Genomic DNA, 23,492 nt, shown 5'->3' on the forward strand with positions numbered 1-23,492 from the left:
CCTTTAAAAAACACCAAGCTCGAATGTCACATTCGAGCTTGGTGTTTTTATATAATTATTTATAACTAAATTTTAAAACCTAAAGTTAGGATGACGTCTGTAAACTTTGTTTGAATCAAAGCGGATTCCGTTAGTCCAACATTATAAAGTTGTTGATTAATATCTCTTTCGGCTTGACTAAAAGCTACATCTAAATTAAAATCACCAAAAGTATAACCTAACCCTAATGAGTAGCCGGTTAAGTTGCCGTAAAAATTATCATCTTTATATGGGCTTTCTTCAAAACGATAACCACCTCTAAAATACATCCTTTTATGACGATATTCTCCACCAAATCTATATGTGGCGGCAGAAGTTAAGGTATTATTTATATCATTATTTAATCCAGAGAAAACAGAATCAGAGATAGGTCTAAATTCAGTATTACTATAGTCTTTAACTGAATAATCAAAACTAAATAGCCCTTGTTTACCGAACACATAAGCCAAACTTCCTGTTATTTTCCCAGGGGTTTGCAATCTGTATTCGGGATAAATATTTATCACATCACTTATGAAGTTAATATCAGGATCAGCGTTATTTGAGTTAATGCCTTGAATTAACTCTTCGCTAATTCTGTACCAAGTAGGAGAGTTATATGATACACCTGCTCTTAGTTCTGGTGTTAATTTTATAATTGTACCAAGTTGAAATGAGAAACCACTTCCAGTTGTGGATAATAAATTGTCAAATCGCAAATTATTGACGACAGAGCCATCATTAGAGTTAGTTTCGTTTAGTTGCGTATACCTTTCATTATCTATGATATGAGCGTTGAGATTTAATCCAAAAAAGAATTTATCATCATAATTTGTGGCAAAATTAAACGCCAATTTGCCATTGTAGCCCGTTTCTGAATAAAGGTAGTTTTGATTAAAACTTCCTGGAGCTACATTTGACAGATAGTTGATTTCATTATTATTAGTGTTGTCATCAAGATTAACAGGATCTATTATGCCCGACCAATATCCTAGAAATGCTTGTTGAATGGCATATCCATTATCAGGAATTGTACCTATATCGGCATAGGCTTCTTCAATAAATTCACCAGGCTGTAACTTCAAGATTCCAAATGGAATTTCACTATTATTAGTGAAAGAAAGGAAATAATTATCGAGTGATGTAGAACTTGTTCCAGACGCTATCCATTCATTATTTAGATTAGACGTATTGTCATAAGCTATTCCTAATGTAAATTTTTTCCAAGAAGAGTTGATATCTGAATTGGTAAATACAAACGCTGCGCCGAGCTGATTTAAATCAAAATCAGAATTCGACGAAGAATTTAAACCATTAAAATATGCAACATCATTGGTTTTGTTAGACAAGCCTAAAGAAACGGAAGCATGACTATTATTAAATATTGCTGAACCTGCTGGATTGATATTAACAGCAGACATATCTCCACCTAGTGCTCCGAAAGCTCCACTCATAGCTTTAAATCGTGCAGTTCCTTTGATTTCATCCATTGAATACCTTACTGCATCAGTGATATCTTGAGCTAAAACATAGGATGAGGAAACCAAGCCTATGCATAACATAAGTAATTTTTTCATATTAAAAACTTAAAAAATTAGTTGAAAAATAGGTTATTAAAAATTATCCTCTACCGCGTCTTCCTCCGCTAGAAGATCTTGATCCACTTGAAGATCTTGAACTACCGGATGATCTTACACTACCTGATGATCTAGAAGAAGAACTCCTTGATGATCTAATAGAACCAGAGGATCTAGAAGAAGAACTCCTTGATGATCTTACACTGCCAGACGACCTAGAAGAAGAACTTCTTGATGGTCTAATCGAACCAGACGACCTCGTACTTCTCGTCGATCTAATAGATCTGGATGAACTGCTCGTTCTAGACGGTCTTGTTATTCTAGTATTTGATCTAGTTGTTCGCGTATTTCCTATGCTTCTTGTTCTAGAGTTAGAACTTCTTGCTCGAGTATTTCTAGAAGTGCTTCTTGTAGCATTGGATAACCTACTTGTTGAATAATCTCGTCTCGACAAGGCCGCGTTGCTCCTATTTCTTCGAGTTATATTGTTATTGTTGTAGAGTGAACTTCTTCTAGTATTATTAAATGCAAACCTATTATTTCTATTATATCCATTCCTACCCCAATTGTTCCATCCTGGACCCCAACCAGCATTCCAGCCCCAATTGTTCCATCCTGGACCCCAACCAGCATTCCAACCCCAGTTGTTCCATCCAAGACCCCAGCCCCAGCCAGCATTCCAACCCCAACGATTCCAGCCCCAAGGTTGTCCCCAACCCCAGTTATTCCAACCCCATCCTGCTCCCCAAAGCCATGGGTCGTTCCAAACACCCCAACCATTGTCAATAATGTTTATGGTAACGTTATCGTTAGCTTGTCCCCAACCTCCATATATAGGACGTTGTTCGATAGTGTCTTGAGCCCTTTCAAGGTAATTGCCTTCATAAGAGTCGATATCAGTGAATATTTCGTTTTCTTCAGTAAATGCTTCTAATTCTGCCGAATTTTCTGCGAAATATTTTTTATAATAACCAGAATCATCTGCAGATGTAGTTGCTGCAGGTTGTTCAACAGTTTCTTCGTTGTAAGTATCTGACGAATAAATGCCATCATTGTCGTATCCTGCATATTGAAAGGATCCACATGATGTTAACACGGTTAGTACACCGAGCGCAACAAAAAATGACAATTTTCGGTTTGTAATAGTTTTAAATTGCATATCTCTTTTTATTTTATTGTTGAACATAGCAAAAATAGTTAGTTTTGCGGAACTATTTGTTTATTTAACATAGTCACAATATTTGTGCCAAAACACTGAAAATGAGTAAAAATCTTACGAGTAGAGCTGAAGATTATTCTAAATGGTATAACGAATTGGTTGTAAAAGCTGATCTCGCTGAGAACTCAGCTGTTAGAGGCTGTATGGTTATAAAACCCTATGGTTATGCAATTTGGGAGAAGATGCAGGCTGAATTAGATAGAATGTTCAAAGAAACAGGGCATCAGAATGCTTATTTTCCATTATTTGTGCCTAAAAGCTTATTTGAAGCAGAGGAAAAAAATGCTGAGGGTTTTGCTAAAGAATGCGCAGTTGTTACACATTATAGATTGCAGAATGATCCAGACAATGAGGGGAAACTCAGAGTTGATCCTGAGGCGAAGTTAGAAGAAGAGCTAGTGGTAAGACCTACGAGCGAAGCTATTATTTGGAATACCTATAAAGGTTGGATTCAATCCTATAGGGATTTACCAATTTTAGTCAATCAATGGGCCAATGTGGTACGCTGGGAAATGCGTACAAGATTGTTTTTACGCACAGCAGAGTTTTTATGGCAAGAAGGCCATACCGCTCATGAAACTAAAAATGAAGCAATTGAAGAAGCGAGATTAATGAATAAGGTATACGCAACTTTTGCTGAGAATTTCATGGCAATCCCAGTTATTCAAGGATTGAAAACTGAGAGCGAACGTTTCGCAGGAGCCGAAGAGACGTTCTGTATTGAAGCATTAATGCAAGATGGAAAGGCATTACAAGCTGGGACATCTCACTTTTTAGGACAGAATTTTGCAAAAGCCTTTGATGTAAAGTTTACAAATAAAGAAGGAAAACTAGACTATGTATGGGCTACATCTTGGGGAGTTTCCACGCGACTCATGGGAGCTTTGATAATGACCCACAGTGATGATAAAGGTTTAGTTTTACCACCAAATTTGGCGCCTTATCAAGTTGTAATTGTACCAATATATAAAAATGAAGAACAGTTTAATGCTGTATCGAAAGTTGCTGATGAAATTATAAGCGACCTTAAGGAAAGAGGTATAAGTGTTAAATTTGATAAAAGAGATACGCTTCGTCCAGGTGCAAAGTTTGCACAGCATGAATTGCAAGGTGTACCATTAAGAATAGCTATTGGACCTAAAGATCTCGAAGATAATACTGTGGAGGTTGCTAGAAGAGACACATTTACAAAAGAAACGGTTATACTGGATAGAATCAATGTGGTTGTAGAAGATTTGCTAGAGGAAATTCAAGAGAGTCTATTCAATAAGGCTTTGACATACAGAGATTCTCATATAACTGAAGTCGATGATTTTGAAGAATTCAAAAAGGTATTAGAAACTAAAACTGGATTTATTTCGGCGCACTGGGATGGTACGGCAGAAACGGAACAAAGAATAAAAGAATTAACTAAAGCGACTATACGATGTATTCCCTTAGACAATAAAGAAGAGTCGGGGACCTGTGTATTTACAGGTAATCCATCGAGTCAACGTGTACTTTTTGCAAAAGCCTACTAAAAAATTTTTAAAAAATATATATTAGTAGTTGCAACATTTAAAAATAGTTGTATTTTTGCATCCGCAATGGAAACATTGTAGGTTCATTTGAATTAGTAAATAACCAAATGGCCCGTTCGTCTATCGGCTAGGACGCCAGGTTTTCATCCTGGTAAGAGGGGTTCGATTCCCCTACGGGCTACAATTTTTAATAAGAAAGAATATAATGGCAAATCATAAGTCAGCATTAAAAAGAATTAGAAGTAACGAAAAAAGACGTGTACTTAATAGGTATCAGCATAAAACAACTCGTAATGCTATTAAAAAATTACGCGAAATAACTGATGCTAAAGAAGCGCAAAAGATGTTACCTTCTGTTGTTAGTATGATTGATAAATTGGCAAAGAAGAATGTGATTCATTCTAATAAAGCAGGTAATTTAAAATCTCAATTAACAAAGCACGTTGCTGCATTATAGTGTAGATTCTTAACTAAGATATTAAAAAGCCTTTCCTTGTCAGGAGAGGCTTTTTTGTTATAGCTACGATTTCAATAAAATCCATAAAAAACCTTGAACAATCTATTTGCTCAAGGTTTTTATTTTATGCTTGGAAGTGTTTCTTATCCGTTCATGGAAATTAAGAATTCTTCATTATTTCTCGTTTGCTTGAAGCGATCATTTATAAATTCCATAGCTTCTACAGGATTCATATCGGCCAAATACTTGCGCATCACCCACATTCTCTGAATGGTATTGTCATCTAATAATAAGTCATCACGTCTTGTGCTTGAAGACGTTAAATCAATAGCAGGGAATATGCGACGGTTAGAAATCTTACGATCTAACTGTAGTTCCATATTACCTGTTCCTTTAAACTCTTCAAAGATAACTTCATCCATCTTGGAACCTGTTTCGGTCAATGCGGTTGCGATAATAGTTAATGATCCACCATTCTCTATATTACGAGCAGCACCAAAGAAACGTTTTGGTTTGTGCAAGGCGTTTGCATCTACACCACCAGAAAGTATCTTTCCAGATGCAGGTTGCACTGTATTGTAAGCTCTTGCTAAACGTGTAATAGAATCCAATAGAATAACGACATCATGGCCACATTCTACCAATCGCTTTGCTTTCTCTAAAACGATATTTGCAATTTTTACATGCTCATGAGCTTCTTTATCAAAAGTAGAAGCAATAACCTCACCTCTTACATTACGTTGCATATCCGTAACCTCTTCTGGGCGTTCGTCTATAAGTAATATCATTTGGTAGACTTCTGGATGGTTTGCCGCAATAGCATTAGCAACATCCTTAAGTAGCATAGTTTTACCTGTTTTTGGTTGTGATACAATCATACCACGCTGTCCTTTACCAATAGGCGCGAACAAATCCATAATTCTAGTAGAAATAGTCGCCTGCTTGTCTGCTAAATTAAATTTCTCTTTTGGAAAAAGAGGTGTCAAATGTTCAAAAGCCACACGGTCTCTAACAACTTCTGGTTTTTGTCCATTGATTTTACTGACCTTAATTAATGGGAAATATTTTTCTCCTTCTTTAGGCGGTCTAACATGACCGAGTACGGTATCACCTGTCTTTAACCCAAATAATCTAATCTGGGACTGGGATACATAAATATCATCTGGAGATGTAAGGTAATTGTAATCCGAAGATCTTAAAAAGCCATAACCGTCTTGCATAATATCCAATACGCCTTCACTTTCTATAATGGCATCAAATTCGAAATCAGGCTCACGATAGCGATTTCTGTTATCCTTGTTGCCGTTGTTCTTTTGAGTATTACCACGATTATCCTTTTGACGATTTTGTCTATTATCGTTCTTTGGATTAGGACGTCTATTATCGTTACTGCGATCATTAGACTTATTGTCTTGTGGTTTATTTTGATTGTTGGTGTTAGGCTTAGGCTTGTCATTACTAGACTTAGGAGCCTCTTTTTTATCTGAAAACTCTAAAGTCTTTTGCTCTTTATTGTCTTCAGGTTTTTTTTGAACCCTTTCGCGTTGTGGCTTACTTTGTTTTGATTCTGATTTTGCATCAGAATCAATATTATTAGTTTTAATAGCTTTAGGGTTAGCTGCTTGGTAATCCAAGATTTGATATACCAAGTCTAGTTTCTTCATGGAACGGTACTTGGGTACATTAAGTTGTTTAGCTATGTCCTGTAATTCAGGAAGCTTCTTAGCTTTTAACTGTGAAATTTCAAACATTCGTATGTGATATAATGTATTATAATTTTGATATTATTAATTCAAGATTTTCTAGATGAAATAAAAAGAAAAAAAGTGAAATTAATTTGGAAGATTAGAAAGATGTAATCCAGTTCGTTACGGCTTTCTATTGCAATAATACAATTTTATTTTAAATATATTTCTATCTTTTTAAAAAATAAACTACTAATTTTGCAAAGCTTTTTTAGAAAAAGATAATGATACAACGCATACAGACACTTTACTTATTATTAGCTGCCGGGATTTCTGGGGGCTTAATATTTGTGTTTCATTTGTGGACTAATGCACAAGATGTTCAAATCTTTGCTCAAGACGACTATTTATACCTTTGTTTATTCTTGGCTTCTGCGTTATTATCTTTAATTTCAATATGTAGTTTTAAGAATAGAAAGTCCCAGTTTGTAATGGGGCGACTCAATATAATATTAAACTTTATTTTACTAGGAATCTTTGTTTATCAATCTCTAAATTTATCTGGAGAAACTAACGTTTCTGAGAAAGGTATTGGGATTCTTCTTCCTATTTTTTCTATTGTGTGTTTAGTCTTGGCTAACAAGGCTATTAAAAAGGACGAAGATCTCGTAAAATCTGTAGATCGATTACGATGAACCTAAAATCTTAGTAGTATTAGTGCGAAAAACCCAGACGCTGCCGTCTGGGTTTTTCATTTTTACCGCTTTTCAAATTCAATAATTTCTAAGTCTTTTATTTGTTTGCCGTCAATTTTAAATCTCAACATGGTTCTAACTTTATGAAATCCATGTTTACCAACTGCTCCTGGATTCATATGGAGTAAGTTCATTTTTTTGTCTGGCATGACTTTGAGTATATGCGAATGACCACATATAAATAGGTCTGGAGGATTTGTCGTCAGAGTCTCTCGTACTCGATTGTTGTATTTTGGCGGATAACCACCAATATGAGTTATCCAAACATCTACGTCTTCACACAGGAATCTGTTATGAAGAGGGAATTCTGTCCGAGCTTTTGCATCATCAATATTACCATACACAGCTTTTAAAGGTTTAAGCATTTTAATACTATCCGTAACTATTAGATCGCCAATATCGCCAGCATGCCAAACTTCATCGGCTTGTTGCACATGCTTTAGTATTTGATCGTCTATATAGCTGTGGGTGTCTGATAGTAAGAGTATCTTTTTCAAAGGTGCGTGATTAGGATGATTTTCAAGTTTAATGTTTTGTTAATGCTATTCCTGCTTTCGCAGGAATAAAGTTATCTTTGTGCATTCACAAAAGTAAGATTTCCATTGCGATTTTTCATTAAGCTTGCATATAATGGTAAAGCCTATCATGGTTGGCAAAATCAGCCCAATGCTATTTCTGTGCAAGAAGTTTTGGAAAAGGCATTGTGCGCTATTTTAAGGAATGAAGTTTCAATAATTGGCGCAGGCAGAACAGACGCTGGTGTACATGCGTCACAAATGTTTGCACATTTTGATTGTAATGATGCTTTCGATTCAGAACATTTGGTATATAAACTGAATTCGTTTTTGCCAAAAGACATTGCCATTTTTGATATTTTTGAAGTGAATAATGAAGCACATGCTAGGTTTGATGCTTTGAGTAGGACTTATCATTATAAGATTTCAACTTCGAAAAATGTATTTGATTATGACTTTGCTTATCAAGTGCAATTACCTCTTGATGTTCATGCCATGAACGAGGCTTGCAATATTTTATTAGAGTATAAAGATTTTCAATGCTTTTCTAAGAGTAATACAGATGTAAAAACGTATTATTGTGATATAAAGGAGGCATTCTGGACAGAAGATCCCAATCAGCTTTTATTCACAATTACGGCGAATCGATTTTTGCGAAATATGGTTAGGGCTGTGGTTGGTACGATGGTTAATGTTGGACTTGGAAAGTTGCGGCCTACGGAGTTACATAACATTATAGCTTCTAAAGATAGAGGTAATGCTGGTTTTTCAGTTCCTGCACATGGTTTATATTTGGTGAATGTTGAATATCCGGAAAACATTAGGTTAAAAAGATAATATTCTCGATAATTCGGGAAATGAATATGGCACAAGACGAAACTAAAAAGAAAATATTTGACGTATCGCTTTTTAAGCGACTACTGGACTATATAAAACCATACCGAACAGTTTTTATTATAGCTTTGGTTTGTGTGATTGGCCTGGCAGTGTTTGGAGCACTGAGACCATATGTGTTGCAAGAAGCAGTTGATACCCAAATTGCGAAGAAAAAGTATGATGGTTTTCTGTTCTACATTGGCATTATGCTTGGGCTTTTAGTCATTGAAGTTATTTGCCAATTATTGTTTATCTATTACGCCAGTTGGCTGGGTCAGTCTGTTGTTAAGGATATACGTGTGAAATTGTTTAGGCATATGCTTAAATTTAGAATGGCCTATTTTGACAAATCTTCTGTTGGTGTTTTGATTACAAGAGCGGTAACGGATATGGAGCGGATTGCCGATATTTTTGGTCAAGGGCTTTTTATGATCTTTAGTGATATTTTAAAAATGGCAGTTGTCGCAGGCTTTATGCTATTCATGAATTGGAAGTTAAGTCTTATCGTATTCATAACGATGCCAATAATAGTCTTTGCAACTAAGGTCTTCCAGAAGTATATGAAACGTGCATTTGAAGATGTACGCACCGAAGTTTCTAATCTAAACTCCTTTGTTCAAGAACGTGTGACTGGGATGAAAATTCTACAGTTGTTTACGCGTGAAACGACGGAATATAAAAAGTTTAAGGCCATTAATGAGCGTCATAAAAAAGGTTGGTTAAAAACGGTTTGGTATAATTCCATTTTCTTTCCTATAGCTGAATTTGTATCGTCTTTGACTTTAGCCATGGTCATTTTAGTTGGTGGTTATGATGTGGTTTCCGAGAATCCAGGTACTACGCTAGGGCACCTAGTTGCCTTTACCATGTTTATCCCAATGTTGTTTAGACCATTATATCAAATCGCCAATAAGTTTAATACACTACAAATGGGAATGGTAGCAGCAGATCGAGTGTTTAAAGTTTTGGATACAGATTCGAATATTGATGATGTCGGTACTATTGAGGCCAATCACTTTAAAGGTGAAATTGAATTTGATAATGTGCGATTTTCTTATGTAAAGGACGAAGAAGTTTTAAAAGGTATTTCGCTTCATGTGGACGCTGGAGAAACAGTAGCCATCGTAGGGGCAACAGGTGCTGGTAAATCAACCATAATTAATTTATTGAATCGTTTTTACGAAATCAATTCTGGACATATAAAGATAGATGGTATTGATATAACGGAAATGACCTTAAGCTCATTACGAAATCAAATTGCTGTTGTACTTCAAGATGTCTTTTTGTTTGCTGATACTATCTTAAACAATATTACACTCAATAATGAATATATTACGGAAGAGGATGTGATTACGGCTGCGAAAGCAATTGGTATACATGAGTTTATTACCACACTGCCAGGTGGCTATCATTATAACGTTAAAGAACGGGGTGTGATGCTATCTTCCGGTCAACGCCAATTGATTTCATTTTTAAGAGCTTATGTGACTAACCCAAGTATTTTAATATTGGACGAAGCTACCTCTTCCGTGGATTCGTATTCAGAGCAATTGATCCAAGATGCGACAGATACCATTACTAAAGGTAGAACTTCCATAGTGATTGCACATCGCTTAGCAACCATTCAGCAAGCGGATAAAATTATCGTTATGGATGCTGGACAAATTGTCGAAATGGGAACACACAGTTCATTGCTTAAAAAGAAAGGTGGTTATTACAAAAACTTGTATGAAGTTCAGTTTTTAAAAGCTGAGGTTGTTTAGTTGATACTGTCTTTGATAATTTCCTTTGCTTTTTGGGCCTCAACCATTTCCTTAAGGTCACCATTAAAATACATGATAACTAACATGAGAACGGTTATTATTACAAATGTAATAGCTAATACAACACCGAATAATAAAGTTCTCACAGTTATATCTAAAAAGTTAAGATTGTATATACGTTTCAGACAATGTGCAGAATATAAAATCATAAGCGGTATCATAGCCATTCCAACAATGCCACTTGATAGTCCTAGTACGCCAAGGGCAATAACAATAACAGAGCTTACAATAGATAGTTGTGCTTGTATATATATAAATACCACTAAGAGCTCTGTGTAATTGAATTTTTTCTTATCAAAAAATACCACTTTGGCCATTAAAGCATAAATAGGAACATAAAGCATTACAATTATGGATTGATACTCTTGCACAAACTGCATGTTTTTTTGTTGAAATTCCTCTTGGCCCTCTACTGTTAGGGTAGAGAAGTCAAACATTTCCGGAAAATATTTATTTACAACAAGAATGTAAATGCCAGATAGGGTGAGTGCCAGCCCAAATAAACTTACGGGGTTAACATATTTTTTTCGTACACCATCAATATAGCCAACTATAACATCCTCAGGTTGTTTAAACAGGTGAATTATAGTTCTAAGAAGCTTATTATCATAGTTAAAAAAAGTCTCGCTAAGATGTTCGAAGAGATTTCTAAATGTCAACCGCTTTCTAATAACCTTACCACCACAACTCTTGCAGTAGTCATCTAGTTCTTGAAGTTCGGTTTGGCAGTTTTTGCAATTCATACAAAATTTTATAATAAGCTGATTAGGGCGCCAATTATTGCTATTAAAATAGCTATTGCTCCAAAAATAATAGTGTAAATAACCATTGTAAGTATGAATTTAGCAAAGCTGTCCCAGAATACATCTCTAAAAACACGATGGAGCACAAACCATAAATATATAAACATAGGTAGCGTAAGGATCATTGATGCTAATAGATAATTAATTCCAAAGAACAAAAACACAATACTGATAATAGCAATAACTATAATTGTCTGAGCTGAGAAATATATATTTAATACGAAGTGCTCAGTGAAGTTGTAGCGCCTATCGCTAACTATGTAATATGCAAACCAAGTTGAGAATGCAGACAATGGCAGTGTGAAAATATATATAAGACCTTGATAATTGCTGGTACTCTCAAAGTCTTGATTTATAAAAGGGTTATTTTCATTGCCCGGAGCCTGAGATAATTTCGTCAAAAATTCAGAATCGATTTCTAAGGCTTCCTTGAAAAAAGTGGTCATAAGAAACACTTGTACTGCTGCAAATGTTAATGAAATAGCAAAATATTGCAAAGCGTCGATATATCCTTTGCGCATACCATTGACATAGCCGTCTATTACCTTTTCCGGTTTTTTAAAAAGATCAATAAAAGTGCGAAGAAATTTATTGTCGATAGAGATAAATTGCTCATTCACCTGTGTTGCAAGAACTTTTGGTGTTAAACGATTTCGTATCACTTTAGCACCACAGTCATCACAAAAGTTTTGTGATTCCTTCAGTGTTTTATAACAGTTTTTACAGGTCACTAAGCAAGATCTTTTTTGATTTTTGAAGTAAGCTCATCAGTGTCTTTAAACATGACAAACTCTCCGTTTTTTATGTATGAAATCTGACCAGTTTCTTCACTAACTGCAATGGCGAGGGCATCTGTTTTTTCCGTAATACCAATAGCTGCTCTATGGCGCAAACCAAAACGCTCAGGAATATTCTTTTCGTTATTAACAGGTAGAATAACACGTGTTGCTTTTACGATATTATTGTCTATTATAATTGCACCATCATGGAGAGGGCTATTTTTAAAAAAGATACTTTCTATAATAGGTTGCGAGACTAGGATGTTCATCTCGTCGCCCGTATTGGTTAAAAAGTCGAGATTATTGTTGCGCTCAATCACAATTAATGCTCCAGTATTGGTAGTGCCCATTTTGGTACACGCTTTAATGATAGCATCCACATCTGTAGTGGTTTGGTCATCGTTTTTGAGGAACTTAAAGTTTTTGAAGATCCCTTTTTTACCACCAATATTGGTAGAGCCTACAAGTAATAAAAACTTCCGGATCTCTGGTTGAAAGACCACAATAAGTGCAATAATACCCACTTTCATAAACCCATCAAAAATACTGTAAAGCATGTGCATTTGCAGGTAATCGGTAAGACGCCAAGCAAAATAAATGATAAGGATACCAATAAAGATATTAATAGCAACCGTACCTTTAACAAGTTTGTAGATGTAATAGAGTAGAATGGCGACAAGGAAAACGTCTACAAAATCTATAAATCTAAAATCCCAAAGTTGTAAGTTTTCCAAAGGTTAGTGCTTTTTGCTAATTTAAGAATTTATGTTAATAAATGAATTCATTGTTGTCAATAATGATTTTGCCATTGTTAAGTAGTGATAATTCTGATTTTATTGAAATGTAATCTTGAAAACTCATTGAATTTTTAAAGAACAATACAATTTTTGCGGAATCACCATACTCTTTTTTTATAAAATCATTGTAAGCATAATTAAAATTTTCTTTTGAAAATTGTATGTTTAAATCTATGCTCGTCGAAAAGGATATGTTCGAAAGACTGTCAATAGTCATAAGGCATAAATTTTGTTTATCTAAGAACTCTTTTTTATCGTCATTGTAAATTATATCTGTAAACTCCAAAAATCCCAAATTCCCAATACTTGTATCATTACAGGTAAAATAATTCTTGGCTTCCTCATTTTTGTGCATAGACTCTTTTTTGCGTTTATTTTGCAAGTATTGAATATGTGGAATAGCCTGTTGTAATGTTAACCGTTTGTCTACATTCACTAACCAGTTCGTTGTTCCAATTAGATTTTTTCGATTAAAAAGTGTGGAGTCTGGTTCAGTTTCATCATAAAAAATATAAGCAGGAGATACATCCAAAACTTCAGTAATATCAGCATTTTCGATTTCAGGAAGTTGTAATACGCGTTCGTTATTACAATTAAAAATCAATAGGATTAACAGTAAATAGGCGTAGGGCTTCATTTAACTTTTGGTGAGTTGGTTGAATAAGGTGACACACTCCATAGCTTCCTTCACATCATGAACACGTAATATTTTTGCTCCTTTTTGCAAGGCTACCATATGCAAAGCTGTGGTACCGTTTAAGGCTTTTTCGGAAGTTGTACCAAGTGTTTTGTATATCATTGATTTTCTTGAAACTCCAGCTAAAATTGGTTTGTCAGTGAGTTGTAATAGCTCTAGTTTATGTAATAGCTCATAATTTTGCTCAAGAGTTTTAGCAAATCCAAAACCTGGATCTATAATAATATCATTGATCTTTTCTGCATGTGCTTGGGCAATGCGTTCTGCAAAATAAAAATTAATGTCTTTTACCAAATCATCATAAGCAGTTTCCTCCTGCATGGTTTTGGGATTACCTTTCATGTGCATCATAATGTATGGTACTCCTAGTTGTCCAATTGTTTCTAGCATGTCTTCATCAAGATGTCCAGCAGAAATATCATTGATCAAAGCTGCGCCAGCTTCAATACTTATTTTGGCGACATAGCTTCTAAAGGTGTCAATGGAAATCAATGTTTCAGGAAATCGGTCCAAAATCAATTCAATAACCGGAAGTACACGCTTCAATTCTTCCGTTTCACTAACATGGTCCGCACCAGGTCTTGAGCTATAGCCACCCACGTCGATAAAGGTAGCGCCCTCATTAAGCACGGTATCAACTTGTCTTAAAATAGAGGATTCATCCTTATAGCGTCCACCATCATGAAAAGAATCTGGAGTCACATTAAGGATACCCATAACCTTGGGTGTTGAAAGGTCTATGAGTTGTCCTTTGCAGTTGATGGTCATTTCGTTGAAAACTTTAATCGTTATACTTTGAACATTAAACTATTTGAGCGAAATTTACGCAAAATAATAGCTTTAGATGCAAGATACATCAAAACAATATGATGCTGTAATTTCCAAATGCAGATCGCTTTTTGTAAATAAAATGAGTGATTACGGTAGTGCTTGGCGCATATTAAGATTACCGTCACTTACGGATCAAATTTTTATAAAAGCACAACGAATAAGAAGTCTACAGCAGAATGCTGTGAGAAAGGTCGATGAGGGTGAAGTGAGTGAATTTATTGGAATCATCAATTACTGTATCATGGCTTTAATTCAATTAGAAAAAGGCGTTGTAGAACAGCCAGATCTAAATACTGAAGAAGCTACTGAACTTTATGATGAGAAGATTGCTTTGACCAAACAATTAATGCAAGATAAAAATCACGATTATGGTGAAGCTTGGCGTGATATGCGTGTGAGTTCCTTAACGGATTTAATCTTGCAGAAGTTATTACGTGTAAAGCAAATCGAAGATAATGCAGGCAAGACGCTTGTTAGTGAGGGCATTGATGCCAATTATCAAGATATGATTAATTATGCGGTTTTTGCTTTGATTCACCTTGGTGAATCAAGTAAATAATCAAAAATCAAGGACTAAATTGCAATTGATTTTGGAAGTAAAATGTGGTCACTGAGGCTCTCGAAGTGACTATAAACATTAAGCAATGTGGCTTCGAGAGCCTCAGCCACCCAAAATAGTATGAAATACTTAGTACAAATAAGCAGAATATTCGTTGGTGTCCTTTTTATTATTTCGGGATTTATAAAGTTGAATGATCCCTTAGGGTTTTCATACAAGCTACAAGAATATTTTGGTGCAGATGTTTTGAATATGGAATTCTTAATTCCGTATGCATTATTGTTGTCTGTTTTTGTTGTGGTGTTTGAAGTTGTTTTAGGTGTGTTCCTTTTAATAGGTTACAAACCTAAGTTTACAGTATACAGTTTGTTAGCAATGATCGTGTTTTTCACATTTCTAACATTTTATTCGGCATATTTCGATAAGGTTAAAGATTGTGGTTGTTTTGGAGATGCCCTTAAACTAACACCTTGGGAAAGCTTTACCAAAGATGTGATATTATTGTTGCTTATTCTCATATTAGTTTTTGGGTTAAAATATATCAAGCCCATCTTTTCAAAATTACCAACAACCGTCGTTGCACTGTTAAGTTTTATGATATCCTTATGGTTTGGATATCATGTATTAATGCATTTACCAGCTATTGATTTTAGGGCTTACGCTATTGGAAAGAATCTCCAAGAACAAATGATAACTCCAGAAGATGCTCAAAAGCCCGTCTTGGAGTATACATGGACATTTAGTGTTAATGGCGAGGAACAGGAATTTGTGACTAATGGTAGCTATCCGAGTGTGGATGGTGAGTATGTTGGTGTAGAAACCAAAACTATTGATGAAGGTTACATTCCACCAATACAAGATTTTTCTATTGAGTCTGATGACGAGGATTTAACATCGTATTTCTTAGAGAAAGAACACCTTATCATAATAGCTATGTATAACATCTCTTCAGCAGAAGCGGATGGTGTTGCTAAACTTAAGACATTTACTGATGAAGCCATTAAAAAGGGATATACCGTTATTGGGTTAACATCTTCCGGTCAAGATGAAAAACAACAGGTGAAGTCGGACTACAACTTAATTTTTGATTTTTACCTCTGTGATGAGAAAGTCGTTAAGACCATTGTCCGCGCTAGTCCTGGAATTGTACTTTTGGAAAAAGGAACAGTGGTTAATAAAGCACATTGGAATGATATTGAAAGCATAGATTTGAGCCAGATTGAAAATTCTAATGAAGAAAGCGTTAATGATTTTGAGCAACAAGTTGTGCTATCTTTTGCCAATGAGTCTCTTTATGAAACTGATTATGAAAAGAATCTATATAGAGCTTCAGAATATTATCTAAATAAGCTAAATATCCCAGATTCGATATTGTTAAAGTTAGTTCCTGATAATTATAAAGATTTTGGTTTTTATTATGCTACAACTGGTCCTGAACATAAATTGGCAAAAACGGGTTTTTTTTATGAAACAACAGACTTGATTTTTGAGAAGGTTATTTCGGAAAAAGATGAGGTTTTTTACACGCCCAGTATAAAATTATCAAGTTTCGCAGATGGAGAATATGCTGAAGGCTTTTTTGAAAAGTTAGAACTTATTATTAAAAGTGATACAGAAAGATTTTGTGAATCCATTATTGGAAAAGAGTTTGCGAAAAACAATCCAATCAAATATTATTCAGAAGAATATAATTGTAAAGTAGAATAATTAAATAATTGAATTCTGATAAATTATTTACTAAATAAAATCTTCTATGCCTTCATCACATTATTTGGTGTTGTTACGGTTATTTTCTTTTTGTTCAATAAACTTGGAGACCCTACAAAAATGATGCTTGGGCAGAATCAAACCGCTGAGCAAGTCGAGGTTCTAAAAGTGAAGTATGGATTTGATAAACCACTTGGCACTCAATTTTTGTATTATTTGAACGATTTGTCGCCCATTTCATTCCATTCTAATACTTCAGAAGATTACACTCATTTAAGCCCTAATAAGTATAATGCTGCTAAATTGTTCACCATTGGCAATACAACGACCGTTGTTAAGACCCCTTATTTAAGGGAGTCGTTTACGAAACAGGGAAAAAAGGTTACAGAGATTATTGGTGAAACTATTCCTAACACGTTTGTTTTAGCAGTTTCTGCAATAATCATTGCTATTTTTATTGGTATCATATTCGGAATTATTTCAGCCTTATATAAAGATACTTGGGTAGATAAAACCATTCAGATATTAAGTACGTTTGGCATGAGTGTACCATCGTTTTTTAGTGCCATATTATTTGCATGGTTGTTTGGATTTGTATTGCATAAATACACGAATCTAGAAATGACAGGTAGTCTATATGAATTAGATGACTTTGGTGAGAAAATGACCATTAAATGGAAGAACTTAATACTTCCAGCTATAGTTTTGGGTATTCGTCCCCTAGCCGTAGTTATTCAATTAATGCGAAATTCTTTGTTGGAAGTCATGAATCAAGATTTTATAAGAACGGCTAGAGCAAAAGGTTTAAGCGAATATCAAGTGATTAAAAATCACGCAGTAAAGAACGCTCTAAATCCTGTTGTTACTGCAATTTCAGGTTGGTTTGCATCCATGTTGGCAGGTGCTGTGTTTGTAGAATACATTTTCGGTTGGAATGGCTTGGGGAAAGAAATCGTCAACGCCTTAAATACTTTGGATCTACCAGTAATTATGGGGGCGGTTTTGGTAATTGCCATAGTTTTTATCACAATCAATATTTTGGTTGATTTGGTTTATGCTTGGTTGGACCCAAGAGTAAAACTAGCCTAGTAATAAGATGATAATTATCAACAGCCTTTGTCCTTTAATATCTTATTTTTGTAACCTTAATATAAAGTAGAATTCAATTCATCATAACATGAGAAAACATATAGTCGCTGGTAACTGGAAAATGAATAACGGTCTGATTCAGACAGAGTCATTAATTGTGGAATTAAAAAAGCAAACCAAAACTTCAGATGCTGAGGTTATGATTGCACCAACATTTACAAATCTATGGCATGCTTTTGAATCTACGAGACAAGATGATATCGAAGTGGTGGCGCAGAATATGCACTTTGCAGAAAAGGGTGCTTACACAGGTGAAGTGAGTGCGGGCATGCTGAAAAGTCTAGGAATCAAAACTGTAATTCTAGGACATAGCGAGCGACGTGCTTATTTTAATGAGACGGATGAGTCACTGGCAAAAAAAGTAGATGCAGCTTTGGCAAATGACATGCGGGTAATTTTTTGCTTTGGCGAGGAACTTTCTGATCGAAAGGCAGGTAATGAAGAAGCTGTTGTAGAAAACCAGATTAAAAATGCATTATTTCATTTAGGAGCTGATGCTTTTAAAAGTATCGTTTTGGCATACGAACCCGTTTGGGCAATTGGTACAGGAGAAACTGCATCACCTGAACAAGCACAAGATATGCACGCGTTTATCAGAAGAACTTTAGCTACTAAATACGGAAGCGAAATTGCTGATTCAGTATCTATTCTTTATGGAGGAAGTGTAAAACCAAATAATGCCAAAGAAATTTTTGGTAAGCCAGATGTAGATGGTGGACTTATTGGTGGAGCATCTCTAAAAGCGGAGGATTTTTTTGCTATAGTCAACGCATTTTAAAAATAACGTCATTGCGAAGATTTGCTTGAGCAAATTTGTGGCAATCTTTTACTTCATTACTTTCGCTCTAAGGGTATTCCCTGATTTTTCATAAATCGAGGAATGCCCTTAACTATTTCATCTTATTTCAAATTAGCTTGCAGCTACTAATTATAAATTGATTTATATGAAATCTTTTCCAAAAATTGCAATGTTGGTCTTAGTGCTATTACTCTTTAACTGTAGCAATGATGATAATTCAGGAAATTCAGAGACAGAATTTTCACCCGAAATGTTAGATGGTACCTGGCGCATTAGTTTCTTTTCAGATGAAAATAGCAATCGCACATCAGAATTTAATGGTTATGAGTTTACATTCGATGTTGAGGAAGAAAGCGCCGTTGTAGCTTATGGAGGTAATTCCCAAACTACTTTGGTTGAAGTATTTCAGGATATTATCAATAATGAAAGCGCTTGGATAGTTTATACCGATTTTGATCTCGATGATCTTGGAGATGCCGAATTAAGTGATCTTGTGGAGGATTGGATTGTGACTAATGTCAACGACAATGCCACTGTTATAGAATTCGAAGAGTTATATAGTAATAGTCTGCCTGAAATATTGCATCTGGCTAAAATTTCAGATTAAAAATACTATCTTTAAATGGCTGTAAATCAATTCTATTGAAAAGATATATAACTCTATCAATACTCCTTATACATTATTTTTTCAGTTATGCGCAAAATAAGACTGATGAATATGTCAAAATCATAGATGATTTAGTGGCTAATAAATTAATTAGTTACGATACAATCCACGAAACTCTCAAGACATTTGAGAATGATACTGTAAAGATGAATTACCTCATCAAAAAAAGTAGAGAGGTTAATTACTTATTAGGAATTAGTTATGGTTTACATGGAAAAGGTATGTACTATGCAAATAGACGTATTTATAAAAACGCTTCTGTTATTCATGAGGAAGGACTCGCAATAGCAAGGCAAGCTAAAAATCCCATTCTTCAGATATTGCATTTAAACAAACTTGGCGCATTAAATAAAAGAACAGAAAAAGTAAGAACTGCTATCGACTACTATCTTAGGTCGCTTGAAATTGCTGAAAACACTACAGATTCGTCGTATTATTTTCAAGCCAATCTAGGACGGACTAAAAATAGTATAGGTAGTATTTATATGATTTTACAGCAATACGAAAAAAGTATAGATTATTTTAATGAAGCTATATCGATACATCAAAAACTTAATAATACGCATCGACTTGCAGTAAATAATCAAAATATTGGTGTGGCTTATGAAGAGATGGGTTTTTTAGATAAAGCTTTTGAATATTATGAAAAAGCCTTGGATTACGATGAGCAATTGGACTCAGATTTTGGGAGGATAATTTCCAAAAACAGTATGGCGCAAATATTAATTAAAAAAGGAAATTATGCTCTTGCAGAAAACTTAATTGAACCTTTAATACCAAGGATAAGGAAGACTGAATATCCTTTACATATATCGTCAGTTATTATAAATTATGGTTGGGTAAATTTAGAATTAGGGAATTTAGAGATTGCTACACAATATATAAATGAAGCTATAAAGATTTCAGAAGAGTATAATCTACAAAGGAATTTGGTTAAGGGTTATACCTTGTTATCTGATTTAGAATTAAAGAAACAAAATCCTATAAAGGCATTAAACCATTTTAAGACTGCAAAAAAGCAGAATGATAAAGTTATTAATGATCAAAATAATAAGTATTTAAATGATTTAAGTTTTAAATATGATACAGAAATAAAGAATAATAAGATTAATAGGTTGGCAAGTGAAAATAAAATTGTTAATCTAAAATTAAAGCAGAATAGAAAATTGATATACATAATATCCATAGCTGCGTTTTTAACTTTGTTAGGTTTTTATATAGCTTTTGTGCAAAGACAAAGACATAAAAATCAAGAAATTTTAAGTTTAAAAAGAGGACAACAAGTAAAAACCTTGGAGTTGCTTATGGAGGGCGAAGAAAAAGAACGCTTCCGAATTGCAAAAGAATTACATGATGGCGTTAATGTAGATTTATCGGCGATAAAATATAAGCTAACCTCATTGCTCGAGAAAAACAATGAAGTCATTAATGAAGCTGTCATCATGATTGATAAATCTTGTGAACAGGTTCGAGCGATTTCTCATAATTTGGTGCCACCGGCACTCAAGAATTTTAGTTTAGTAGAAGCATTAGATGATTATTGTAGTACTACAAATGCCATTCACGATTCCAAAGTGTCATTTCAAACTTTAGGAACTGTTATTGATCTATCTAAAAAAGTAGAAGTAAATATTTTCAGGATTGTACAAGAATTAGTAAACAATAGCATAAAACATGCTGATGCATCAGAGATCGTTGTGCAAATAAGCTATCAAAGTGATACCATTCAGTTGACGGTTGAAGATAACGGAAAAGGCTTCGCAACGAATGCAGAGGAGAGTGACGGTATAGGTTTGAAAAATGTAAAATCGAGAGTGTCTTATTTAAATGCTAAAGTGGATGTGACTTCGGATGATAAAGGCACATCTTTCGTTATAGATATCAATACAAATACATTGGCATGATAACTAAAATTGCAATAACTGATGATCATAACATGGTATTACAAGGGATACAATCCATGCTCAGTGATACTAAGGAAATTAAAATTGTAGGGCTTTACAATAATGGTTCAGAAACTTTAAATGGAGTAGTAAAAGATGAGCCAGATATTTTGCTGCTAGATATTAATTTACCTGACATTAATGGTATAGATTTATGTAAAGCACTTAAAAAAGCTAACCCAATTCTAAAAATCATAGCGCTTTCCAATTATGACGAAGTATCTTTTATAAAGCGCATGCTAAATGCAGGAGCCGATGGCTATCTATTAAAAAATACAGATAAACTCGAATTATTGACAGCTTTTAAAACGGTACTTAACGATGAGCAATACTTGCAGCGCGATATCGAAAAAAAATTACTCAATCAATCCATTGGTAAAAAGACCACTAACAATCTCTTGATAAAGTTAACCAGGCGCGAAAAAGAAGTGCTTGAAGCCATTGCAGAAGAACTAACTACACAAGAAATTTCTGAAAAACTCTTCATTAGTCATAAAACTGTCGAAACCCACCGTATGAATATTATGAGTAAGCTTGGTGCAAAAAATAGTGTGGGAATAATAAAAACAGCAATAGAAAATAATTTGCTTTAATTCTTCAATTTCATTCAACGAACTTTTGCAAAGCTGAACTAAGGGTATTCCCTTAATTTTTAAATATCAGTAATTGCCCTGACCTAATTATCTAGTAATGTAACGAACTTGCTATAAACTTAAATAAGGGCGTTATGAATCAATATTTACTTTTAATACTACTAAATTTTTCTGTCCATTTATCGTATGCCCAAGGCTGGGGACAAATACAAAAAATTGTTCCAGATGATAGATTTGCAGGACAACAATTTGGGGCAACTGTTGCTGTAGATGGTAATTATGCCGTCGTAGGCGTATTGGCAAGTAATTTTGCAGATTCAGCTTATGTCTATGAAAATGATGGCAATGGCAATTGGCTGCAATTGCAAAAACTAGAAAGCCCAGACCCAAATCAATTTGATCATTTTGGAACTCAAGTAGCTATTTCTGGTGATTATATTTTAGTTGGTGCATGGGGTGATAATGAGGATCCTAGTAATTCAAATTATATTCAAAGTGCTGGGGCTGCATATATTTTTAAAAAACAAGCATCTAATCTTTTCGATTTTGAGCAAAAAATTGTGGCATCAAATCGTGAAGTGAATAATCATTTTGGGTATACACTCGCTTTAAAAAATAATTACGCAATTGTAGGGGCTTTGAGAGACGCTTACGATGTTGATGGAAATAATTTTTTAGCGAATGCTGGTGCTGCATTTATTTTTGAACGTGATGGAAGTGGGGTCTGGAATGAAGTCCAAAAAATTGTGGCTTCAGATAGAGCTACTGATGATTATTTTGCTGGTGATGGTGTATCAATAGATGGGAATTATGTAATAATAGGAGCGAAATTTGAAGATGAAGATGCTTTGGGAATGAACACACTTAATGCAGCCGGTTCGGCTTATATTTTTGAACGCGATGGAAGTGGGTCTTGGAATGAAGTTCAAAAAATTGTGGCGTCAAATAGACAAGGTAGTGAGCTGTTTGGAAGTGATGTTTCAATAAGTGGTAGTTGTTTAGTTATTGGTGCAGAACAAGGAAATGTGGCTGCAGGATATTCAGGTTCGACTTATATTTTTGAGAGAGACGCAACAGGTACTTGGAATGAGACACAAGAGATTGTGGCATCACACGTGGCATCAATAGATAAATTTGGAAAATCTGTGGCATTTGATGGGAGTCACATTTTAGTTGGAGCGTATTTAAAAGACATAGGGAGTCCTGGAGATGATGGCGCTGCGTTTATGTTTGAGAAAGATGGCGCGGGTGCATGGAATCTAGTTGCAGAGATGTATTATAATGAAGCTAGTACTAGTGATTATTTTGGTTACGATGTTGCAGTAAGTGGAGATTATGCCATAGTTGGCGCTTATAGTGAAGATGAAGATGAAGCGGGAATGAATACGCTAAGTTCTGCTGGTTCCATTTTTATTTTTGATGCTAATGAACCTAATATCTTAGATCCAATAAGCACATTAAACATAGTTGAACATACTTTTACTACAAACTTTAAAGTATTCCCTAATCCTAATCAAGGAAATTTTACCATTGACTTCGGTAAATCTTATAATCAAATCGATATTTCTATTACCAATAATCTAGGTCAAGAAATTCTAAAAGAAAAGCATAATGATTCTAGTAAAGTCATAATCAATTTAATGATAAATAGCGGAGTTTATTTTGTTAATATCACAACAGGTGAAGGCGAATTAGCCGTAATCAAAATACTAAAACAATAAAC

22 protein-coding genes and 1 tRNA gene are annotated in these 23,492 nt (G+C 34.6%); 14 read left to right on the forward strand and 9 right to left on the reverse strand.

Annotation, left to right across the window (positions count from 1 at the left end):
- Positions 1-65: 65 nt before the first annotated feature.
- Both H7F21_RS10440 and H7F21_RS10445 read right to left on the reverse strand, forming a co-directional pair.
- Complete coding sequence (locus H7F21_RS10440; protein ID WP_185789237.1) at positions 66-1,595, reverse strand: OmpP1/FadL family transporter; 1,530 nt, start codon at positions 1,593-1,595, stop codon at positions 66-68.
- A gap of 43 nt (positions 1,596-1,638) precedes the next feature.
- Positions 1,639-2,754, reverse strand: coding sequence for a hypothetical protein (locus tag H7F21_RS10445; protein WP_185789238.1), 1,116 nt, complete (start codon positions 2,752-2,754; stop codon positions 1,639-1,641).
- Positions 2,755-2,855: 101 nt separating this feature from the next.
- Here H7F21_RS10445 and proS point away from each other — a divergent pair, with 101 nt between their 5' ends.
- The 3 genes from proS (at position 2,856) to rpsT (ending at position 4,791) form a co-directional block, all read left to right on the forward strand.
- On the forward strand, positions 2,856-4,334 hold the full coding sequence (gene proS / locus H7F21_RS10450) for a proline--tRNA ligase (RefSeq protein WP_185789239.1): 1,479 nt from the start codon (positions 2,856-2,858) through the stop codon (positions 4,332-4,334).
- A 109-nt stretch (positions 4,335-4,443) separates the two neighbouring features.
- A tRNA-Glu gene (locus H7F21_RS10455) sits at positions 4,444-4,515 on the forward strand.
- Positions 4,516-4,539: 24 nt separating this feature from the next.
- The gene (gene rpsT / locus H7F21_RS10460; RefSeq protein WP_185789240.1) at positions 4,540-4,791 is read left to right on the forward strand and encodes a 30S ribosomal protein S20; all 252 of its coding nucleotides are present in this window, start codon (positions 4,540-4,542) and stop codon (positions 4,789-4,791) included.
- A 143-nt stretch (positions 4,792-4,934) separates the two neighbouring features.
- Here the strand turns inward: rpsT and rho are convergent, their stop codons facing one another.
- Positions 4,935-6,542, reverse strand: coding sequence for a transcription termination factor Rho (gene rho / locus H7F21_RS10465; RefSeq protein WP_185789241.1), 1,608 nt, complete (start codon positions 6,540-6,542; stop codon positions 4,935-4,937).
- A 218-nt stretch (positions 6,543-6,760) separates the two neighbouring features.
- On the opposite strand from rho, the gene H7F21_RS10470 reads away from it, so the two are divergent.
- Positions 6,761-7,171, forward strand: coding sequence for a DUF4293 domain-containing protein (locus H7F21_RS10470; protein WP_185789242.1), 411 nt, complete (start codon positions 6,761-6,763; stop codon positions 7,169-7,171).
- Between the two features lie 62 nt (positions 7,172-7,233).
- Here the strand turns inward: H7F21_RS10470 and H7F21_RS10475 are convergent, their stop codons facing one another.
- Positions 7,234-7,728 (reverse strand): metallophosphoesterase family protein, encoded by a 495-nt coding sequence (locus H7F21_RS10475; protein ID WP_185789243.1) that lies wholly within the window; start codon positions 7,726-7,728, stop codon positions 7,234-7,236.
- 105 nt (positions 7,729-7,833) lie between these two features.
- Here H7F21_RS10475 and truA point away from each other — a divergent pair, with 105 nt between their 5' ends.
- Complete coding sequence (gene truA / locus H7F21_RS10480; RefSeq protein ID WP_185789244.1) at positions 7,834-8,583, forward strand: tRNA pseudouridine(38-40) synthase TruA; 750 nt, start codon at positions 7,834-7,836, stop codon at positions 8,581-8,583.
- A gap of 26 nt (positions 8,584-8,609) precedes the next feature.
- Positions 8,610-10,385 carry an ABC transporter ATP-binding protein gene (locus H7F21_RS10485; RefSeq protein ID WP_185789245.1) on the forward strand — a complete coding sequence of 592 codons (1,776 nt, stop codon included), beginning with the start codon at positions 8,610-8,612 and terminating at the stop codon, positions 10,383-10,385.
- Here the strand turns inward: H7F21_RS10485 and H7F21_RS10490 are convergent.
- Genes H7F21_RS10490 through folP form a run of 5 tightly spaced genes read right to left on the reverse strand, consistent with a single transcriptional unit; the run spans position 10,382 to position 14,289 of the window.
- On the reverse strand, positions 10,382-11,188 hold the full coding sequence (locus tag H7F21_RS10490) for a DUF3667 domain-containing protein (RefSeq protein WP_185789246.1): 807 nt from the start codon (positions 11,186-11,188) through the stop codon (positions 10,382-10,384). The genes H7F21_RS10485 and H7F21_RS10490 overlap by 4 nt on opposite strands.
- A gap of 8 nt (positions 11,189-11,196) precedes the next feature.
- Entirely contained in the window at positions 11,197-11,979 is a 783-nt protein-coding gene (locus H7F21_RS10495; protein ID WP_185789247.1) for a DUF3667 domain-containing protein, read from the reverse strand.
- Positions 11,979-12,761, reverse strand: coding sequence for a diadenylate cyclase CdaA (cdaA, locus tag H7F21_RS10500; protein WP_185789248.1), 783 nt, complete (start codon positions 12,759-12,761; stop codon positions 11,979-11,981). Before cdaA ends, H7F21_RS10495 begins: the two co-directional genes overlap by 1 nt.
- 34 nt (positions 12,762-12,795) lie before the next feature.
- Entirely contained in the window at positions 12,796-13,461 is a 666-nt protein-coding gene (locus tag H7F21_RS10505; RefSeq protein ID WP_185789249.1) for a hypothetical protein, read from the reverse strand.
- On the reverse strand, positions 13,462-14,289 hold the full coding sequence (folP, locus tag H7F21_RS10510) for a dihydropteroate synthase (protein WP_185789250.1): 828 nt from the start codon (positions 14,287-14,289) through the stop codon (positions 13,462-13,464).
- Positions 14,290-14,365: 76 nt separating this feature from the next.
- On the opposite strand from folP, the gene H7F21_RS10515 reads away from it, so the two are divergent.
- From H7F21_RS10515 to H7F21_RS10550, 8 genes are all read left to right on the forward strand, one after another.
- The gene (locus H7F21_RS10515) at positions 14,366-14,911 is read left to right on the forward strand and encodes a DUF1599 domain-containing protein (RefSeq protein ID WP_185789251.1); all 546 of its coding nucleotides are present in this window, start codon (positions 14,366-14,368) and stop codon (positions 14,909-14,911) included.
- Positions 14,912-15,031: 120 nt separating this feature from the next.
- Positions 15,032-16,618: a BT_3928 family protein gene (locus H7F21_RS10520; protein WP_343067630.1), complete on the forward strand. Its 1,587-nt coding sequence runs from the start codon at positions 15,032-15,034 to the stop codon at positions 16,616-16,618.
- A gap of 15 nt (positions 16,619-16,633) precedes the next feature.
- Entirely contained in the window at positions 16,634-17,707 is a 1,074-nt protein-coding gene (locus H7F21_RS10525) for an ABC transporter permease (RefSeq protein WP_185789650.1), read from the forward strand.
- A gap of 88 nt (positions 17,708-17,795) precedes the next feature.
- Positions 17,796-18,545, forward strand: coding sequence for a triose-phosphate isomerase (tpiA, locus tag H7F21_RS10530; protein WP_185789252.1), 750 nt, complete (start codon positions 17,796-17,798; stop codon positions 18,543-18,545).
- 166 nt (positions 18,546-18,711) lie between these two features.
- Positions 18,712-19,173, forward strand: a complete 462-nt coding sequence (locus H7F21_RS10535; RefSeq protein WP_185789253.1) for a hypothetical protein — start codon at positions 18,712-18,714, stop codon at positions 19,171-19,173.
- A gap of 35 nt (positions 19,174-19,208) precedes the next feature.
- Complete coding sequence (locus tag H7F21_RS10540) at positions 19,209-21,137, forward strand: tetratricopeptide repeat-containing sensor histidine kinase (protein ID WP_185789254.1); 1,929 nt, start codon at positions 19,209-19,211, stop codon at positions 21,135-21,137.
- Positions 21,134-21,769 (forward strand): response regulator, encoded by a 636-nt coding sequence (locus H7F21_RS10545; protein WP_185789255.1) that lies wholly within the window; start codon positions 21,134-21,136, stop codon positions 21,767-21,769. Before H7F21_RS10540 ends, H7F21_RS10545 begins: the two co-directional genes overlap by 4 nt.
- 134 nt (positions 21,770-21,903) lie before the next feature.
- Positions 21,904-23,490: a T9SS type A sorting domain-containing protein gene (locus H7F21_RS10550; RefSeq protein ID WP_185789256.1), complete on the forward strand. Its 1,587-nt coding sequence runs from the start codon at positions 21,904-21,906 to the stop codon at positions 23,488-23,490.
- Positions 23,491-23,492: the final 2 nt, after the last annotated feature.

The sequence above is a fragment of the Winogradskyella flava genome, assembly GCF_014243395.1.
GTDB lineage: Bacteria > Bacteroidota > Bacteroidia > Flavobacteriales > Flavobacteriaceae > Winogradskyella > Winogradskyella flava.

What these genes read in the sequence shown, in the direction of transcription:
- H7F21_RS10440 (WP_185789237.1), bottom strand. Translation starts at nt 1,595, where the DNA reads ATGAAAAAATTACTTATGTTATGCATAGGCTTGGTTTCCTCATCCTAT.
- H7F21_RS10445 (WP_185789238.1), bottom strand. Translation starts at nt 2,754, where the DNA reads ATGCAATTTAAAACTATTACAAACCGAAAATTGTCATTTTTTGTTGCG.
- proS (WP_185789239.1), top strand. Translation starts at nt 2,856, where the DNA reads ATGAGTAAAAATCTTACGAGTAGAGCTGAAGATTATTCTAAATGGTAT.
- rpsT (WP_185789240.1), top strand. Translation starts at nt 4,540, where the DNA reads ATGGCAAATCATAAGTCAGCATTAAAAAGAATTAGAAGTAACGAAAAA.
- rho (WP_185789241.1), bottom strand. Translation starts at nt 6,542, where the DNA reads ATGTTTGAAATTTCACAGTTAAAAGCTAAGAAGCTTCCTGAATTACAG.
- H7F21_RS10470 (WP_185789242.1), top strand. Translation starts at nt 6,761, where the DNA reads ATGATACAACGCATACAGACACTTTACTTATTATTAGCTGCCGGGATT.
- H7F21_RS10485 (WP_185789245.1), top strand. Translation starts at nt 8,610, where the DNA reads ATGGCACAAGACGAAACTAAAAAGAAAATATTTGACGTATCGCTTTTT.
- H7F21_RS10490 (WP_185789246.1), bottom strand. Translation starts at nt 11,188, where the DNA reads ATGAATTGCAAAAACTGCCAAACCGAACTTCAAGAACTAGATGACTAC.
- H7F21_RS10505 (WP_185789249.1), bottom strand. Translation starts at nt 13,461, where the DNA reads ATGAAGCCCTACGCCTATTTACTGTTAATCCTATTGATTTTTAATTGT.
- folP (WP_185789250.1), bottom strand. Translation starts at nt 14,289, where the DNA reads ATGACCATCAACTGCAAAGGACAACTCATAGACCTTTCAACACCCAAG.
- H7F21_RS10515 (WP_185789251.1), top strand. Translation starts at nt 14,366, where the DNA reads ATGCAAGATACATCAAAACAATATGATGCTGTAATTTCCAAATGCAGA.
- H7F21_RS10520 (WP_343067630.1), top strand. Translation starts at nt 15,032, where the DNA reads ATGAAATACTTAGTACAAATAAGCAGAATATTCGTTGGTGTCCTTTTT.
- tpiA (WP_185789252.1), top strand. Translation starts at nt 17,796, where the DNA reads ATGAGAAAACATATAGTCGCTGGTAACTGGAAAATGAATAACGGTCTG.
- H7F21_RS10535 (WP_185789253.1), top strand. Translation starts at nt 18,712, where the DNA reads ATGAAATCTTTTCCAAAAATTGCAATGTTGGTCTTAGTGCTATTACTC.
- H7F21_RS10545 (WP_185789255.1), top strand. Translation starts at nt 21,134, where the DNA reads ATGATAACTAAAATTGCAATAACTGATGATCATAACATGGTATTACAA.
- H7F21_RS10550 (WP_185789256.1), top strand. Translation starts at nt 21,904, where the DNA reads ATGAATCAATATTTACTTTTAATACTACTAAATTTTTCTGTCCATTTA.